Origin of the sequence: Emticicia sp. (assembly GCF_043780375.1) — a bacterium.
Classification (GTDB): Bacteria; Bacteroidota; Bacteroidia; order Cytophagales; family Spirosomataceae; genus Emticicia.
This window is the reverse complement of record NZ_JAYWCU010000050.1, coordinates 1-17,699: the sequence shown is the minus strand read 5'-3', so window position 1 is coordinate 17,699 and position 17,699 is coordinate 1. Positions and strand designations below refer to the sequence as shown.

The 17,699-nt window shown below is 35.1% G+C and carries 13 protein-coding genes, 1 tRNA gene and 1 pseudogene; 6 read left to right on the top strand and 9 right to left on the bottom strand.

What is annotated here, in order from left to right:
* Positions 1-115: 115 nt before the first annotated feature.
* Both ACH2CJ_RS03565 and ACH2CJ_RS03560 read left to right on the top strand, forming a co-directional pair.
* Positions 116-685 (top strand): hypothetical protein, encoded by a 570-nt coding sequence (locus tag ACH2CJ_RS03565; protein ID WP_394990784.1) that lies wholly within the window; start codon positions 116-118, stop codon positions 683-685.
* Positions 686-1,157: 472 nt separating this feature from the next.
* The gene (locus ACH2CJ_RS03560; protein ID WP_394990782.1) at positions 1,158-2,015 is read left to right on the top strand and encodes a hypothetical protein; all 858 of its coding nucleotides are present in this window, start codon (positions 1,158-1,160) and stop codon (positions 2,013-2,015) included.
* 52 nt (positions 2,016-2,067) lie between these two features.
* Here the strand turns inward: ACH2CJ_RS03560 and ACH2CJ_RS03555 are convergent, their stop codons facing one another.
* From ACH2CJ_RS03555 to ACH2CJ_RS03545, 3 genes are read right to left on the bottom strand one after another with little or no spacing between them, the layout of a single operon-like run.
* Positions 2,068-2,394, bottom strand: a complete 327-nt coding sequence (locus tag ACH2CJ_RS03555) for a hypothetical protein (RefSeq protein WP_394990781.1) — start codon at positions 2,392-2,394, stop codon at positions 2,068-2,070.
* Positions 2,370-5,411, bottom strand: coding sequence for a DEAD/DEAH box helicase family protein (locus ACH2CJ_RS03550; RefSeq protein WP_394990779.1), 3,042 nt, complete (start codon positions 5,409-5,411; stop codon positions 2,370-2,372). The genes ACH2CJ_RS03555 and ACH2CJ_RS03550 overlap by 25 nt, the downstream gene beginning before the upstream one ends.
* A 5-nt stretch (positions 5,412-5,416) precedes the next feature.
* Complete coding sequence (locus tag ACH2CJ_RS03545) at positions 5,417-8,572, bottom strand: DNA methyltransferase (protein WP_394990777.1); 3,156 nt, start codon at positions 8,570-8,572, stop codon at positions 5,417-5,419.
* A gap of 60 nt (positions 8,573-8,632) precedes the next feature.
* Here ACH2CJ_RS03545 and ACH2CJ_RS03540 point away from each other — a divergent pair, with 60 nt between their 5' ends.
* On the top strand, positions 8,633-8,842 hold the full coding sequence (locus ACH2CJ_RS03540) for a hypothetical protein (protein WP_394990775.1): 210 nt from the start codon (positions 8,633-8,635) through the stop codon (positions 8,840-8,842).
* Positions 8,843-9,094: 252 nt separating this feature from the next.
* Here ACH2CJ_RS03540 and ACH2CJ_RS03535 read toward each other — a convergent pair.
* From ACH2CJ_RS03535 to ACH2CJ_RS03525, 3 genes are all read right to left on the bottom strand, one after another.
* A tRNA-Leu gene (locus ACH2CJ_RS03535) sits at positions 9,095-9,178 on the bottom strand.
* Positions 9,179-9,363: 185 nt separating this feature from the next.
* Entirely contained in the window at positions 9,364-10,668 is a 1,305-nt protein-coding gene (gene murA / locus ACH2CJ_RS03530; RefSeq protein ID WP_394990785.1) for a UDP-N-acetylglucosamine 1-carboxyvinyltransferase, read from the bottom strand.
* Between the two features lie 142 nt (positions 10,669-10,810).
* A complete protein-coding gene (locus tag ACH2CJ_RS03525) occupies positions 10,811-11,572 on the bottom strand; it encodes a DUF4290 domain-containing protein (RefSeq protein ID WP_394990774.1) in 762 nt (253 codons plus the stop codon).
* Positions 11,573-11,720: 148 nt separating this feature from the next.
* Here ACH2CJ_RS03525 and ACH2CJ_RS03520 point away from each other — a divergent pair, with 148 nt between their 5' ends.
* Entirely contained in the window at positions 11,721-13,358 is a 1,638-nt protein-coding gene (locus ACH2CJ_RS03520; protein ID WP_394990772.1) for a family 10 glycosylhydrolase, read from the top strand.
* 100 nt (positions 13,359-13,458) lie between these two features.
* Here the strand turns inward: ACH2CJ_RS03520 and ACH2CJ_RS03515 are convergent.
* The 3 genes and pseudogenes from ACH2CJ_RS03515 to rpsU form a co-directional block, all read right to left on the bottom strand.
* Positions 13,459-14,307 (bottom strand): annotated as a pseudogene (locus ACH2CJ_RS03515) (bile acid:sodium symporter family protein); the annotation flags it as partial.
* A 108-nt stretch (positions 14,308-14,415) separates the two neighbouring features.
* Complete coding sequence (locus tag ACH2CJ_RS03510; RefSeq protein ID WP_394990770.1) at positions 14,416-15,297, bottom strand: tyrosine-type recombinase/integrase; 882 nt, start codon at positions 15,295-15,297, stop codon at positions 14,416-14,418.
* Positions 15,298-15,428: 131 nt separating this feature from the next.
* Positions 15,429-15,623: a 30S ribosomal protein S21 gene (gene rpsU, locus ACH2CJ_RS03505; protein WP_394990768.1), complete on the bottom strand. Its 195-nt coding sequence runs from the start codon at positions 15,621-15,623 to the stop codon at positions 15,429-15,431.
* A gap of 154 nt (positions 15,624-15,777) precedes the next feature.
* Here rpsU and ACH2CJ_RS03500 point away from each other — a divergent pair, with 154 nt between their 5' ends.
* Positions 15,778-16,689: a phosphatase gene (locus ACH2CJ_RS03500; RefSeq protein WP_394990767.1), complete on the top strand. Its 912-nt coding sequence runs from the start codon at positions 15,778-15,780 to the stop codon at positions 16,687-16,689.
* Between the two features lie 143 nt (positions 16,690-16,832).
* The gene (locus ACH2CJ_RS03495) at positions 16,833-17,639 is read left to right on the top strand and encodes an SDR family oxidoreductase (RefSeq protein WP_394990765.1); all 807 of its coding nucleotides are present in this window, start codon (positions 16,833-16,835) and stop codon (positions 17,637-17,639) included.
* Positions 17,640-17,699 lie beyond the last annotated feature (60 nt).

The following is a 17,699-nucleotide window of genomic DNA, read 5'->3' as shown; positions in this document are numbered from 1 at the left end:
AATTGAAAAGATACTGGAAAAATTATTATAATAAATCAACTGTAAACCTATATCAGGATTTTCAACTATAATTGTAAACTTATTTTAGGACAAGACACTAAACAAACATAGAGCATTGCAGGGTTTCAAGCGAAAAGAATATGACAAGGGTGTTTACTTTGTAGATAAAATTCTAAAAGTAAAGTTATACGATGCAGGTTATAGGATTAAAACGGTGCCAGATACCTTCATAAATGCTCTTAAAAGCGACATTGGATTCAAAAGAGATACCTACTACATTCGCGTGGAAAACCACTATTTAAAGCCCCAAATCCATTTCAAAGAACGGAACATCAAACTTGAAACTTTGTTTAATGAATCGTTCAATGAATTATGTAAAATTGATTTAATCAATACATATAAATCTATTTCTAAGATGAAACCCCATGTTATGCCCAGTGATAAAAAATTATTAAATTCCTCCACTATCATACTACTATGTCTAATGGAATTGTCAATGTTTTATGGGTTTGATGCAGAGAAGGAACTTTTGTCATACCTAAAAGGTATCCCAAAAGAATTTTTACCAACGAATGACCGTAAACAACGGAAAAGACTAATTATAGAAAATTTTGTAAAGGTATCTATGGGAGGGAGTACACCTGAATACGATTTACTTGAAAAACTACAAACGGCCTTTTATTAATGTAAGTATTGAAAGGTTAAAAATTCTTAACCTTTGTGAAAAGAAACAAAGAGCAAATTGATTGTATGAATTTATGCATACCCCCCCCAATCCCATCAAATGGGATGTTTATACATTCAATAAAAATCCCATCGTTTCATTAACCGACCTAAAAATAGTTAAGAGTTTAAACTTTTTTTAGGTCGGTTTTCAGCATTATTAGTTAATATTAAACAACTATTTCTTTTAAAAGAGGTTTCTATTCAGCAGATTTATTACGACCCTAAAACATAAAAAAAACTAATGAAATTACTCTTTATTACACAATTAGAATACCATGTAGTAATTAAATCGTAAAAAAAATATAAATGAAAAGTTTTATTTTATAAAAAAGTAAGTACATTTCCGTAAGATAAAGTCAATTTCATTAATCATTTTTTATATATCACATAAATATTGTCAATCTGTTTTTGCCTTAAACAATCAATGAACCATGAAAAAAAAAATATTTATTTTCTATCTTGTTTTAATTAGTTTTTCAACTTTTGGTCAATCAGCAATTGTAAATCCAAGTGATACTTTAAAGGGCCAGGAGTTTTTTATGGATAGTTACAGAATTAAATTAGGTTATCCATTTGATGTGTACTCATTTTCTGACATTTTTAATGAAAGTGTAAAGTTAAAAGACAAAAAATTTAAAATTATTGACACTTGGTTATCAAATAAATTTGGCGGTGATTGGTTTCAACTGGAATTTGCCTCTGGAACCAAAGTCAAAGTTAATGGGCAGACTCTTGATGCATTAATAGGGAAATCAGATAGCAAGAAGGAAAGGGAACTATTTATATTGCAAGAAAAACAAAAATATAAAAATAAAGTATTTTATACTGGAAAAATGTTTATGTATAATCAACAAATAAAGAAATTAGTAAACGGATTAGATTCCACTCAATTTAATCCTACAATTTACTCTAAATTTACAGTCTTGGATGTTTTGACGTATGACCAAGGATTTATTAAATACGAATTGATAGATACTAAGGGGCAAAAATATTTTTTCAATGATTCAGATTTTGAAAGATTTATTTGGTTTGCAGAAACCGAAGAGATGAGAGAGAAGGAAAAAGTAAAACTATCAACATTACAGGCTAAATATGGAAGTAAAATTGGAAGACTTATTTTTTTTAATGATGTTCAAATTGGAATGACAAAAGAGATGTGCCGATTATCTTGGGGAGAGCCTAAAGATATAAATAGAACTATCACAAAATATTCTACCAGAGAGCAATGGGTTTATAATGATGGCTACTTATATTTTGAAAATGGTAAATTAACAACTATTCAAAACTAATTCTTTTAAAGTAGTTTATTTTAAATTCTGAACGCTGTCATCAACTTTTCTTTTACTTGACATAAATAATTTCCCCTGTTTTTAAAATTTGTTTTTGTAATCTTTTTAGGTTTGCATTATAATGAACCAAGGAAATTTGCAACACTGTCTTTACATCATAATATGCGAATTCTTTAAGGCCTAACCACACCTTATTTGTTACCAAAGGGGAATCATCAGCAAGGTCTATATTTGAATATAATTCATAGTCATCATTTCCTCTTAAACCAAAAACCTTAAGTCGTTCTAATAGGTCATTCTTAGTTAAGACTATAGTTTTTGCGGTTTTTAATTGTGCTTGCAAATAGCCTGGGCTTATATTGCCTTTTCGATTATCCAATCCAAGTATGTTTTATTGTCCACCAATTTTGTTAGGTCTGCATTATTTTCTTTCTCGTCTTGCTTATGCCAGTCAAGTCGCAAAATGTTTTTAGCAATCATATTATTTTTTTTCCAGTCAGCATTTGCTACTTTACCAAGCTCAGAACTATCACGCAATAAAATGAAAGAATTTAAAACAAAGTCTTTTTTATGTATTCGCTTTAATTCTTTCTCAATATTGGTAAGCGTTGGATTTGTTGACTTGTCCGCAATTGTGATTTTCTCCTTGTGTTGTTCCGTATTAAAATCTTTTATACCCATTTGACCTTTTGGGTCAATGAAGTTGATGTAAACTTTGTCTTTAGCAATAAGCCACATAATGAAGTCAGGATAGAAAACTTCCGAATCGTCATTTAAATAAATTCCGATTGATTTTAGTGATTCTACATTTCTCATCAGGTAAACATCAAGGTCCTTGATTTTTTCAGGTTTCTCTTTTATATATTCGGCAAAATCTCTAACAAATTTCTTTTCTCCGTCATTGAGTTTATCGGGAGTAAGTTTTACATCATCTTTCAAAACCGATTTGTTTTCCCGAAGTAGAGGCTCGTATATATGGTTTCCGATTTTGTCAATGATTAAGGCGTTTTCAATGTCCCGAATCGTAGTTGTGAATTCTGCGATTTCTTTATTTAGTTCTTTCTCGGTCTTCTGCTTGGTTGTTGCTCCAACTATCTTAGATAGCTTGAAAGACTTTACCAGCGTGTATTTCTCAATAAAATCGCCCTTGATTTCTCCCTGACTTTGTTTTAAGTCTTCTTCGTATTGGTAAATACTACTGTTTAAATGCCAGTTGATTTTATTACGGACTTTCTTTACGAATTCTTCTCCGATTTTGGTATTCACATTTTCGGTAAAGTCAAAATCCAATTCAGGCATTTCATCTTTGTATTTGATTTCATCAATGTATTCCAATACATCATTAATGTTGATTTCAGAAAGTTTTGCACCTGCTTTGTATAGATTTATATTGGCTTCGTCTGCTTGTTCTGTTATTGTTTTGGTGAATGGCTGATAGTTAATGAAAGCAGAAAAACTATCATTTGCCTGCTTTAAAGAGTTTCTAATGTTTCTGCCTTCTTCATTTCTATTTGTTCGATAGTCCAAACTGAAACTAAAATTATTGATAAATGATTTTTGCTGTTTTCCATCAAGAACAAATTCATACTCCACTTTTTTATCGGAAGGATAGAGCAATACCTTTTTTACATCAACCGAAGTTTTAGAAAGTTTGAAAATCTTCAAGTCCTTTTTGTAAGTGTCGAATGCAACATCACCGCTATTGAGTTTTATTAAACTTGGATTAACAGAAATTTCAAAGGTTTTAGTGATTTCCAATTCGCCACTAACGGCTTCTGTAAAGGTTTCTAAATAGCTGCGTTGCAAACTGAAAACGCAAAGCGTTTCTAATCTTTTCAATTTATCAAAGTCAGAATGTGTAAGAGCAAAATAATCTTCAGTATGATTCAGGTCTTTTCGCTTACCATCATTTTTCAACCCTTTCAAGCGAACACCTCGCCCAAAAATCTGAATGATTTTATTGCCTTTTGTTTTTCCTAAATTAATTAAACCGATTACCGAAACTCTAAAACAGTTCCAGCCTTCGGCAAATTTTCTACTACCAATCAACACATTGATGGGAGATTGTGGTTTGTCAATGTTTTCAAAAAGGTATTTTTCAATATTGCTGATTACCACCGAAGTGCTGGTAACTTTCTCTACATTATCACCTTTATAGTCATTGATAAAGTTTAAACCATTACCGACGTTGATAATGCCCCAATAATCGCCTGTTCCGTATGAAAGTAAGATTTCATCGTCTGCCTGTGTATTTCTTGTCAGACGGAGTTTGCCTTTGTAATCGTTGTTGAAAACATTTTTGAATTTTAATCTATTTGCTTCTGAAAGTTTGGCGAGATAATCCACAATTTTTGAAATATCCGAAAGTTCATCATCACCTTTTTTACCTTCCTCTTTTTTGTCGTTTACAGTGTTACCCATAAAAGCAATAAGCGGACGGTCAGGGAAAGTAGTTGCTGAAAAAAGGTCTTTGATGTCGGAATAATCCAGTTTGTTGAATACGTCCAACTTTTCTTCAATTACTTTAAGATTCAAAGCGAGATTGTCGTCCAAACTTTCGTTTAAAAGAACGTCTGCATTTATTTTCTCGAAATAAAAATCCTTTCCATAACCATCACGATAGAATAGGTTGTAGTTATAATCGTAAATTATGGATTTGCTATATTCAGTTTCCAGTTTACTGTCAAGGTTGTGAAATGTGGCTGAATACTCAAAAAGAAAACTGTGTTTAATGTTTAATCTTCTTCGTAGTTTCAAAAATTCTCCTTCATCGTCCTTTTGGCTTGTTCCTAAACCGATATGAGCTTCGTCAACCAATATCAAACGCTGATATTTTTTGTTGTCGGGAAAATCAAAAAAATCATCAGCTTTGTTTAGCAGGGCACTGGTGGTGTCAATGGTAAACCTAATTTTATTGCGGTGTATTTTGTTCAGATACTCCACCAATGGAGTTACTTCTCGTTCGTGTTGGTGAATAAGGTTTACACCAGGAGTTGTAATAATTATTTCAAGGTCTTTAAAACCTTTGTTATGTTCGATAAACTGAAAAACATTGATGTGCATAATTATTGTTTTTCCGCTTCCTGTTGCCATCCAATAAGCCAATGCACTTTTGGCAAATTCTTCAAACTCTTTGTTGTCTCTGTTTCTGAAAAATACTTCGGTAAAGTAAACAGCCAATATCTGGTAATAGCGAAGCGTAACTTTGTCTTGTTTATGATCTTCCAGATAGTAATTGTAGGCTTTTAGATACTTCTTTACGGCATCCAAAATCTTTTCGTCCAAACCGATTGAAGCATCAAAGGCTTCAATTTTTTCCTGTGTTGATTTGTCGAATAAATCAATGGTTTCATTCAGGAAATATTTGCGTATATGTTGGTATAGCTTTAATTCCATTGGGATTATTGATTAAAAATGTCTGCGTGAATTACTGTAAGTCCCAATAACCGTTTACCAACTTGCAGTTGCTTGTCTTTTAGGGTTGCTAAAATATTGAAATCGTGATTGACTTCTATTTGTGTGGCTTCGGCATATTTCTCTGCTATTTCAATGATGGCTTTGCTGTCATCTTCACCTAAAGCAATATCACGCCAAACAACCAATGTGTCTGCTGTTTCCACTACCTTGTAATATTTCTTACCAATGGTGTAAGTCTTGATGCTCTTTACTTCGTAACCCTGCAAATAATTGTAAGTGTCCACCAAATCAACAAAACCTTCTTTAGTTGGCTGCCCGTACTTGATTTTATTGCCAAACGGCTTGCTCAAATCTAAAGTGCTGTTGATTTTATTTAGTTCGGGTTTGTAGAGATATTTTAATGGGAGATTTTTTGGGGTTTCTCCTTCAAACTGTTCAATAGCGTCTAAAATATCTTCGTATTGTTCAAGGACAGCATATTTAATAATTTGATTTTTTGAACCCTTGCCAAGTTCTGGCTTTTTCGCTTTCCATTTTGAAGAGTATATGCTTTTCAAAATTCTTGGTTTGGTTATCGAAGAGAAGTAAGTGCCCATTTCCATTAGGATGAACTTAATGTTTCTACTACCAATTCTATTAATGTTGATTACTGCTTGTCCTGAAGTTCCAGAACCTGCAAAAAAGTCTAAGACAATTCCATCAATCTCGCCAATCGCTGTGCCTATAAGCTTTTCATATAAAGTTGTTGAATGATTGTAAGGGAAAGTTAAACCCATCGCAGCAATTTCCGACTTCCCTTTTTTTGCATCTTGTATAACAGAGGGCATTTGCTTTTTTACTTCACTATTTAGAGTAACCTTTTGTCTTGGTTGTGTTGTTTCATCTGAACCAAATAAGATTTCATCATTATCCATCATTTTTTTTAGAGTTTCAGGAGTTCGTGAAAATCCATTTGGCGGAACTGAACAAGGCTTTTTGGTTACTGGGTGAATTAATGGTTGAAAAAATTTCTCATCAGTTCTTGGTTCAGGTGCACGTAAACTTACACTCTGATATACTTGTCCATTATCGTCTATAAAGCGATATGCTTTGTCACCACCAGTCAAATCCTTGTTACTCGATATCCACTTAGAAAATTTCTTTCTAACGCTATCAGATACAGAACCAGCATCAGAAATTAATTTATCTGCCATTTTGAGCATAACAATGGCATTTTCATTTCTGAAATTAATTGCTGAGGTTCGGTTGGTATTCCATAATACATACTCGTGTTGTAGTGCAAGACCGCTACCACCATTCATAGGATTTCGTTTATCCCAAATAAGGGTTCCTGCATTTCCAATTTTGTATAGATTCATCAATTGATGCAAATTTTCATACTCATTTTCGTCAATGTGACAAAGCAAGTCACCGTCTTTAGAAAGAAGACTGAAACCAAGCGACAATCTGTTTTCCATCATACTAATCCAACTTGAATGACGGAAGTGATTTTTGTAAAGAAAACCGCTTGTATTTGAGTTATATGGAGGGTCAATATGAATGCAATTCACTTGGCCGTTATATCTGTTTGAAATAGTATTAAGTCCTTGATAGTTTTCTGAATTTATCAAAAGCCCATTTGTTCTTTCGTCTAAGTTTTCAATCTCAGCAAGTATCTTGTCCTTAAAAGGATTGCTACCATCTTTTTGTTTAAAGAATTTGGTATCTAAAACCAATGTAAGTTGGGCTTTCAAGTCGTCAAGGTTTTTTACTTTTACACTAAACAGGTTTTCCCATTCAGTAAGTTGGGTTTTGTTTTCAAGAATCTCTTTGTAGTATTTCTCGTCAATGTTGTCAATGGTAAGGCAGTATTCGCTTTCCACCACTTTCTTTTTCATTGTGAAGAGTTGCTTCTGAAATTCTTCAATGGAACTCAAAAACTCAATTATGCGACTACTCACCAATTCAAATGCTTTGGCAATAATCAAAGTAGTATTGTCTAATTTACCATCCAATATACTTTTCAGGTCGCTAAGAATATGGTTTTTGATGTAGCGTTCTTTCTCCTGCGTTAAAAACTCCTGCAAGTTTTCGTGAATGAAATAATCGCTGTCATTTCCAATATAAAAGCTGTTCAGCTTTTGGTCAATGTTATAAATTGTTTCCATCGTTTCATCAGAAAAGCGTTCCTGTCCACTTTCATTGATGATTTCAATTTTGTTTCCCCGTTCAAAATTTTTGTTCACTTTGTTGAGCAAGGTTTTACGGTTTACCCTCAACGCTCCAATACCTTTCACACTACCATCAAGTACTTTGTCATAATCCTCTTTTAAATCGTTGAAAACAGGTTTACCTTCAGCAAATAGGTAGTTTTCAATTTCTTTTTCACCTTCAAAAACGTCTTTGAACAATGATTTAAATAAATCAGCTTTGGTCGTTGATGCATCAGAAAGATTGAATACGATGCGGGTAATTCCTTCTTTTTCTTCAAATCGGTTGAATTTGTAGTGTTTTAGCTTGGTGTCTTTGTTATTGTTACGTGCAACTTCTTCGCTTGTGCTATCTTCATTGGTTTCCAAACGCAATTCAAATTCTTTGTTAAGATGCTTTAGTTTAAACTTGATGGCATTAAATGAATTTCCTGTTTTAATGTATAAACTGCCTTTGTGTTTCCAGTGAAACATTGTGTCGTTGCCATCATAGTCGGCTTCATACGGCACTTTGTAAAGGCTTCTGCTTCGGTTGTTGTAGCCAAAATCACCATTGGAATAATACATTTCAAAATAGCCGAGAATGTGGTTGTAGATTTTATCCTTAATCTCGTCTGTAATGTTGAATTCCTTTGTTGAAGCAGTAAGAGCAATAGTAAGGTTTTCTTTTTCTGAATCGTCTTTACTGAATTCAATCAATGTTTGAATTTCTTTGAAGTTTCCCGCAGAGTCGTTTACCAAACTATCCTGATTGAATTTTTTTAGATAAGTCGTAAGGCTTGTCAATTCAACCTGCTTTTCAATGTTGCTAACCTGTTCAAGGGTTTTATTGATGATGGGTTCAAGACATTGTTCGTCTTTGTCGTCAATGAAGTTTTCAATCTCTTTGCGTTTCAGATTGTATATTCTGTAAATCCCAAAGTCCAAGTCATTGGCGTTGAATTGGAACATTTCTTTGAGGAAAAACTTTAACTGGTCTATTGAATTTTCTTTACTCATTTCGTCATTTATATGAATTCGCTAATTTACGTTTTTATGTCGGTGCGTTGGCTAAAAAGTGGCTATATGGGTTTTGCCGAAGCATGGGCTTCGTGTGTCGGGGCAAAACCAAATGTGCCACTTGTGCGGCTGGCTAAAATTGTTTTTAAAAAAGTGCGGGTCGGAAAAAAAAATAAAACACGAAGCGTTGGGCTGTCACATCGAAAAAAAGTCCGCTGTTAAGTTTATATGTCATCCTGTCGTTTCGATAATTTTCTGTTCGTTTAATTGTTGTTGTGAGACAATGAATTTACAATGAAAGTTGCTAATATTTTGAAAGCAGTAAACTATCAAGTTTTCAATTTTAATATTTTAAAGTAGCTAATTTAAAAGATAAAAATGTGAAATATTTGTATTTTTGTCCCCTTAATTGTGCCCCAAAAGTAAAAAAAGTTCATAACTCATTGATAATCAATTTGTTATGAACTTTTATCGTACCCGGAGCCGGAGTCGAACCGGCACGAGTGTAACCTCATTGGTGTTTGAGACCAACGCGTCTACCAATTCCGCCATCCGGGCAAATCGCTTTGGGAGTGCAAAGGTAAAATTTTAAGTTTAAAATCCAAAACTATTGCAAAAAAAAACGAATATTTTTTGAGTATTTATTGTAAATAAACTTACACAAAAATCTTTACTTTATTAAGTGGCTGACTATCAATTAGTTAAAAAATACTGTTAACTATTGGCTGTTGTCAGTTGACTAACTAAATTCTCACAATATCTGCTCCAATCGCATTTAAGCGTTTGTCAATGTCTTGGTAGCCTCTATCAATTTGCTCAATATTATCAATCACACTCACGCCATTGGCCGACATGGCAGCAATCAATAACGAAACCCCTGCACGAATATCAGGCGACGTCATGCGAATACCTCTCAAATTATGCTCACGGTTTAGCCCTATCACATTGGCTCGGTGTGGGTCGCACAAAATGATTTGAGCACCCATTTCAATCAATTTATCAACAAAAAACAAACGACTTTCAAACATCTTTTGGTGCATCAATACCGCACCTTTGGCTTGAATGGCAGTTACCAATATAATCGAAATCAAATCGGGCGTAAAACCTGGCCAAGGAGCGTCATAAATCGTCAATATCGAACCATCAATTAGCGAACTGATTTCATAGTGTTTTTGAGCAGGAATATGAATATCATCACCACGGAATTCCATCTGAATGCCCAATTTCTTAAACACATCAGGAATAATCCCCAATTGAGGAATCTGACAATTTTTTATCGTTATCTCCGATTGTGTCATTGCAGCCATCCCAATGAAACTTCCAATCTCAATCATATCAGGAAGCATCGTGTGTTCGCAACCATGCAATTCTTTTACTCCCTTGATAGTGAGTAAGTTAGAGCCTACACCTGAGATTTTTGCACCCATACTATTGAGCATTTTGCAAAGCTGTTGAAGATATGGTTCGCAAGCGGCATTGTAGATGGTAGTCGTTCCTTCGGCCATTGCTGCTGCCATCAAAACATTGGCAGTTCCTGTGACCGAAATCTCGTCCATCCAAACATACGCACCTTTTAGTCTTGAGCCATCAACAGTATAAAAAGCATCATTTTGGTCATAAATAAACTCTGCACCCAATTTCTGGAAACCCGTAAAGTGCGTATCTAAAGGTCGGCGACCGATTTTGTCTCCGCCTGGGCGAGGAGCTTTCCCTTTGCCAAAACGAGCCAACATTGGCCCTAAAAGCATAATTGAACCACGCAACGAAGCAGCTTTTTCTTTATAGGCTTCGGTTTCGAAATAATCAAAATTTACTTCCTCAGCTTGAAAACGATATGAGCCTTCGCCTATTTTACTACGACGTACGCCCATGTCTTCGAGCAATTCCATGAGTTTGTTAACATCACGGATATTTGGAATATTATGAATCGTAACAGGTTCTTTTGTCATCAAGACCGCACAAACGATTTGTAATGCTTCGTTTTTTGCTCCCTGTGGAACGATTTCACCTTGTAGTTTTTTTCCTCCTGTTATTTTAAAAGATGCCATTTTATAGAGTTCTGAGTTCATACGGGGTCTGCCCGTGCGATTCTGAGTTATTTATTATATGAACTGTTTTCGACTCTTAGTTCAGAGTTTCAGAATTGCTAAGTTTTGATTTTTTATAATTCAGAACTCAGAATTCAGAGTCTTATCTCGGTCTTCGGTTATTGTTATTTCTATCGTTACGGGTATTATTTCGGTCGCTGCTTGTTTTAAAACCACCGCTGAAATTTTTGTTGCGATCGACATTGTTTCTATCGCCACGATTACGGTCTCTGTCGTTGCTTCTATCACCGCCACGGTCGTTACCACCACGATTATCTCTAAACTGACTGCCGCCTTGGGGGTGGTTTTGTTGCGAACGCTGACGGTTGCTACTACCGTCTCTTGGCGATGATTCCATCAAACCATCACGGCGAAGGTCGTCAATTTCTTTTTGAAGTTTAAATCCAGAAAGTTCAAGAATTTGTTGCAAACAATCGTTGGTTTCGATGGTGTCTTTGTTCCAAACTTGAAAAAAGCTTTTCATCAAACGCACCATGTACGAAACAAAAGCTTTACGCTCGTCATAATCTTGGGTAATCATGGCTTTTACAACCAATAATTCCAAATTACGACCATAAAGACGGTGTTTCAATTGCTGTTGGTTATAAGGAACAGTCATAGGTTTTTTACCTAATATTTCCTTCGGAGGAGGAGGGAATGGACTATCAACATCCAAATCAAAATTGGCAATGACATATAAATCATCCCAAAGTTTTTTTGAATAATCAATTCCTTCACGCATGTTTGGGTGAATCTGACGCATCAACTCAATCAAAATATGTGCATATTTTGTGCGTTGCTCACGGTCAGGCAGACTAACAATATAGTCTGTTAATTTTTGAATGTTACTTCCGTATTCTTTCACAGTATATAATTAGTGAAGCGGAACGCCGCCCGTTTTGATTTAGTAAATGAGTGATTTTGAGAATTGGTGATTGGTTTTTAATTTAAAACACACCGTTCTTCTTATAATTTTTCAAGCTAATTGCTAAAAGCTAATCGCTAAAAGCTAAATGAACATAGCAAAAGTAACAAAAAATAACCTTTGGGTTAAATTTTTCTCTAATTTTGACCAAAATTTACAAAATAGTATTTCGATGTACTTCAAAAAAGCTACTTTTTGCCTAATAATCTATGCTTTCCTGAGTGGTTGCAGTAAAAAAGTTACACAGCAAGTAATTTCAAAACCAATTGGCCCTAAGCGAGAGTTTCGTGCTGTTTGGGTTGCAACCGTTGATAATATTGATTGGCCTTCTCGCAAAGGATTGAGTTCGGAGGTTCAACAACAAGATTTTAGAACCTTGCTCGATAAACAAAAAAGCTATGGTATGAATGCCGTTTTGGTGCAAGTTCGTGCTGCTGCCGATGCTTTTTATGCCCGAAGCAAAGAACCGTGGTCGGAGTGGCTCACAGGCGAACAAGGCAAAGCTCCCGACCCCTATTACGACCCAATGACATTTATGATTCAGGAATCGCACCAACGTGGACTCGAGTTTCATGCTTGGCTAAATATGAACAGAGGAGCTCATAAAGTCTCAAAAAGTATTGCTGATAACCACATTACGAAGACTAAACCTGAGTGGTTTTTGAGCTATGGTGGCTATAAATTATTCAATTTGGGCATTCCAGAAGTACGAACATATATTACTGATATTGTAGTGAATATCGTGCAAAATTATGATGTTGATGGTATTCATTTTGATGATTATTTTTATCCTTATACCGAACCGAACGAAAAACTTCGAGATGAAGCAACTTTCAAAAGGTATAATGATGATTTTAAAAATATTGAAGATTGGCGAAGACATAATGTTAATTTAGTGGTGAAAAATGTGAGCGAAGCCATCAAGCGAGAAAAACCAAAAGTAAAGTTTGGCATAAGTCCATCGGCCGTTTGGCGAAATGCTTCGACCGACCCAATTGGCTCGGCAACACAGGGTGGGCAACCTTCGTATGATAATTTGTATGCCGATACTCGTAAATGGGTTAAAGAAGGTTGGTTGGATTATATTACGCCCCAGATTTATTTTAGTTTTGAGTTCGAAAAAGTACCTTATAAAGTTATGACCGATTGGTGGATAAAAAACTCTTTTGGGCGACATCTTTATATCGGTCATGGTGCATATCGAGTGAAAGCAGGAAGTAAGGAAATCGGCTGGGAGAAAGGAAATCAAATTTCACGTCAGATTCGTTATAATCGGACTAAACCACAAATTGCTGGAAGTATATTTTTTAGTGCTAAATCATTGAATAACAACGAGTTATCGGTCAGTGATTCTTTGAGAAAACTATACTATTACCCAGCTTTAATGCCTACAATGCCATGGAAAGATAAGATTCCACCCAATGCTCCGCAGAATGTAAAGATTCAAAAAGTTGCTGATTTAGGGGTGTCTATTACGTGGGAATTACCTGCAACATTACCAAAAGATGGCGACGAAGTACAAGCATTTGTGGTCTATCGTTTTGATGAAAACGAACAAATAAATCTCGAAAATCCAGCTAAAATCTTACAAATTGTACGCAACGAAGGAATCTTGAGTTGCCCAGACAAAACCCTCAACAGAGAGAAATTATATATTTATGTAGTAACCGCCCTTGACCGACTGCAAAATGAAAGCATCATGAGCAATGTGGCGAAGTTGAAGTAAATTTCGATGCCTTCAACTCCGCTCAGGTACCGAAATATAACTGTTATTCTTCGGTGGTTGAGCGAACTGGATCGCTGATGCGGTTGCAATCAGCGAATTAAGGTTTTTTCTTACTCCAATAACTTGCTAAAAGTGAACCATTTACATTCATAATTGGCCCAAATAGGGCAGGAGATAGCCCGACTGTTGCCATTTTTCCCATAGCTTTTGCTAAACCAGAAGCCAAACCCGCATTTTGTAAACCTACTTCAATAGCAACAGTTCGGCAATCTTGCTCAGGAAGTTTGAATAATCTTGCTCCCCAATAACCCAATATAAAACCTCCAATATTATGCAAAAAAGTAGCAAAAACTAAAGCCAATCCAACAGTTTGCAATGATTTTTGCCCTGCTGCGGTGATAATGACAATAATAAAGGCAATACCAGCCATTGATATTATGGGTAGAAGTTTTTGTAACCATGCACCACGTTCTTTCAAGATTTTGTTTAATATAAAACCGATAATTACTGGAACAATTATCATTTTAAGAATATCAATCATCATTCCCCAAAAATCAATTTCGATAAATTGTCCTGCAAGTATTTTCATCAAAAAAGGGGTAAGAATTGGTGCTAAAAGTGTAGCAAACGAAGTGATAGTGATAGAGAGTGCCACATTTGCTTCGCAATATAAGATACTACATTTGATGCCAAACCACTTGGTGAGCAACCAACCAATATAACACCTGCGGCGATTTCGGGTGGGAAATTAAAAGCATTTGCAATCGAAAAGCCTAAGATTGGCATAATAATAAAATGACAGAATAAACCAATAATAACAGCTTTTGGCATTTTTATAACTCCAACAAAATCATCATAACTCATGGTTGTACCCATGCCAAACATAATGACTTGTAGTAAAGGAATAATCAATTCTTTTAGCTGAAAATCTCCGACAGAAATAAAATATTGAGGGAAAATATAGGCAACAGTAGCTGCAATAATGATTGAAATAGTGTAAAGGTAGGTTTTCATTGTAAGATTATAGAGGTTAAATATCGTGCAATTACTTAAAATCCTACGCCTTCGGATGTGCCTGCTCAAATACTTTCTTCAATTTTTCTATCGAATTGTGGGTATAAACTTGCGTAGCTGCCAAGCTCGAATGACCCAATAAATCTTTGATGGCATTCAAATCTGCTCCACGATTGAGCAAATGCGTAGCAAATGTATGCCGCAGTACGTGTGGACTGCGTTGCTCAAGCGATGTAACCATTGATAAATACTTTTTTACCAAACGCTGAACAAACATTGGGTACGCCTGCGTGCCATTATCAGTAATGATAAGGTAATGATTAGTAGCATCTTGGGCTACTTCATCTCTTGTTTTTAAGTAGTTTTTTATTGCTTCCGCCAGTGTTCTATTCATCGGAATAATGCGATGTTTGTTTCTTTTCCCGAGAACCGTCAGCGTATTATTATAAAGATTTAAGTCTGAGATTTTGAGCCCGATCAATTCTGCCAAACGCATTCCAGTACCGTAGAGAAGTTCGAGAGCCAATTTATCACGCAAACCAGCAAAATCATTGGAAAACTCAATCTCATCAAGCAGGTTTTCCATTGGTTTTTCTTCAATATATTTTGGGAGGTTTTTGTCGGTTTTCAATGCTTTTATTTTTAGCATTGGGTCGGTCGTGATGACCTTTAGGCGGAGCAGAAAATTATAATAACTTCGTAAAGTAGCGATTTTGCGATTAACACTTCGGTTCTCTATTTTTTCTTCAACCATACTTACAATCCAAGACCTAATCATTTGAAAATCAGCCTTTTCTGCTTCTTTGAATTCGTATTGAAAATGAAGAAAAAGAGAAAATTGCTTCAAATCACCCTCATAAGCCGTAATGGTATGGTGGCTGAGGCGTTTTTCGTATTGTATATGTTGTAGAAAATAAGAAACCATATTATCAGTTGTCAATTTACAGTAAACAATTAGTTTTAATTGTTTAATTATAAAATTTGAACTGCTAATATGGCTTAAAATATATTACATTGCAATATTTGTCTGAAACAATTTAGATTGCCTTCGCAATATTACATTTCTTCATTGCTTCTCAAATGTCCTACATAAGTAGCGTGAATAACTTCGTTACGACGTGCTACTGAAGGTTTTTCAAATGCTTGACGCTTGCGTAGTTGACGCAATACACCCGTTTTTTCAAATTTCTTCTTGAAACGTTTCAAGGCTTTATCAATTGACTCGTTTTCTTTGACGTTGATTATTAACATAAAAATACACCTCCTTTTGTTTGGGGTTGCAAAAATAAGAAATTATATTTTAATTTTCAAGGTTTCTCGCATAAAACCTACAAGGTTTTTTCAAACCTTTAAGGTTTAAAATCGAAAATGGCTACATTTGCAAAAAAATATTCTTACGTTATTTATGAAAACTGCCATAATAGATTTAGGTACAAATACTTTCCACTTGCTGATTGTTGAGAGAAAAGAAGTTCTTTTCAAAGAATCTATTCCTGCTAAGATTGGCAAAGGCGGGATAAGCGAAGGAGTTATTTCAGAAGAAGGAATTCAGCGGGCGTTGGTAGTGTTGAAATATTTTCGAGAAGTAATTGATAGGCAAGAAGTTAGCTTAGAAAAAACTTTTGCTATGGGAACAAGTGCCATTCGTAGTGCCGGAAATAAAGACGAATTTGTGCAAAGAGTTTTTGATGAAACGGGTATCAAAATTCAAGTAATTTCAGGCGATGAAGAGGCAGAATTGATATGTTTGGGCGTAAAACAAGCAATGGATATTCCAGAAACATCGATGATTATGGACATTGGCGGTGGGAGTGTAGAGTTTATTATTTGTAATAACGAAAAGATTTTCTGGAAACAAAGTTTCGAGATTGGTGGTCAGCGATTGATGGATAAATTTATGAAATCTGACCCAATTTCGATGCGTTCAGTTCAGACGATGGACGACTTTTTTCGCGAAAAACTCTTGCCTTTAACAAATGCTTGTCATCAATATGCTCCAAAAGTTTTGATTGGCTCATCAGGTACGTTTGATACTTTGATTGATATGTTTTTTATGAAAGAAAATGGTGTTTTGCCTGATGCAAAACAAGTGAGTTTTGAATATTCAATGAATGAATTTTATAGAGCTTATAATGAACTTTTATTTAAAAATCATACTCAACGAATGACAATTGCAGGAATGATTGAGCTACGAGTTGATATGATTGTGGTAGCAATGTGTTTGATTCGATTTGTAATTCAAATGTTTGATATTCAACGAATTAGAGTTTCAAGTTATGCTTTAAAAGAAGGTGTAATGGCAAAGATTTTAGCTTGATTTTAAAGCTGTTATTAGATTTTAATGGTCATTTAATTTACTTTTAAATTCATTTTTACCCTATATGCCTACTTTTACATTATAAATGATTGGCTATCTTTCTAACAGCATTTACTCTTCAAAAAATTAAACTACTTCAACAAATGGCAGAGAAAAAATTAGCAGGTCAATCGGCTCTCGTTACAGGGGCAAGTTCGGGTATTGGCGAGGGTGTTGCTATCGCATTGGGCGAAGCAGGTGCAAATATAGTGGTAAATTATATGTCGAATTCAGACGCAGCAAATGCAGTTGTGGAGAAAATAAAGACGTTCGGTAGCAATGCCATTGCGATTCAGGCAGATGTAAGTAAAGAGGACCAAGTGCAGGCGATGTTTCATCAAATGATAGCAACTTTTGGTACAATTGATATTTTGGTCAATAATGCGGGGCTACAACGTGATGCCAAGTTTCATGAAATGACCTTAGCTCAATGGCAATTGGTGATTGATATAAATCTTACAGGACAATTTTTGTGTGCCAGAGAAGCTATTAGAGAGTTTTTGCGTCGTGGTCCAGTGCCTGAACGTTCAGTGGCTACGGGCAAAATTATTTGTATGAGTTCAGTACATGAGCTTATTCCGTGGGGAGGCCATGCCAACTATGCATCTTCTAAAGGAGCAATCAAAATGCTTATGCAAAGCCTTGCTCAAGAATATGGTAGCCAAAAAATAAGAGTCAATAGCATTTGTCCAGGGGCGATTCAGACACCAATCAATAAAGCCGCTTGGGAAACACCCGAAGCATTGAATAGCTTGATGAGTTTGATTCCATATAACCGTATTGGGCAACCAAGTGATATTGGCAAATTAGCCGTTTTTCTATCATCCGACGACTCCGATTATATCACAGGAAGTAGTATGTTTATTGATGGGGGCATGACTGTTTTTGAAGGGTTTTCTACAGGAGGTTAATCATGAATCCAGAACAAGAAAGACTTGATATAAATGCTCAAAAAGATGTTCCACTCGAAA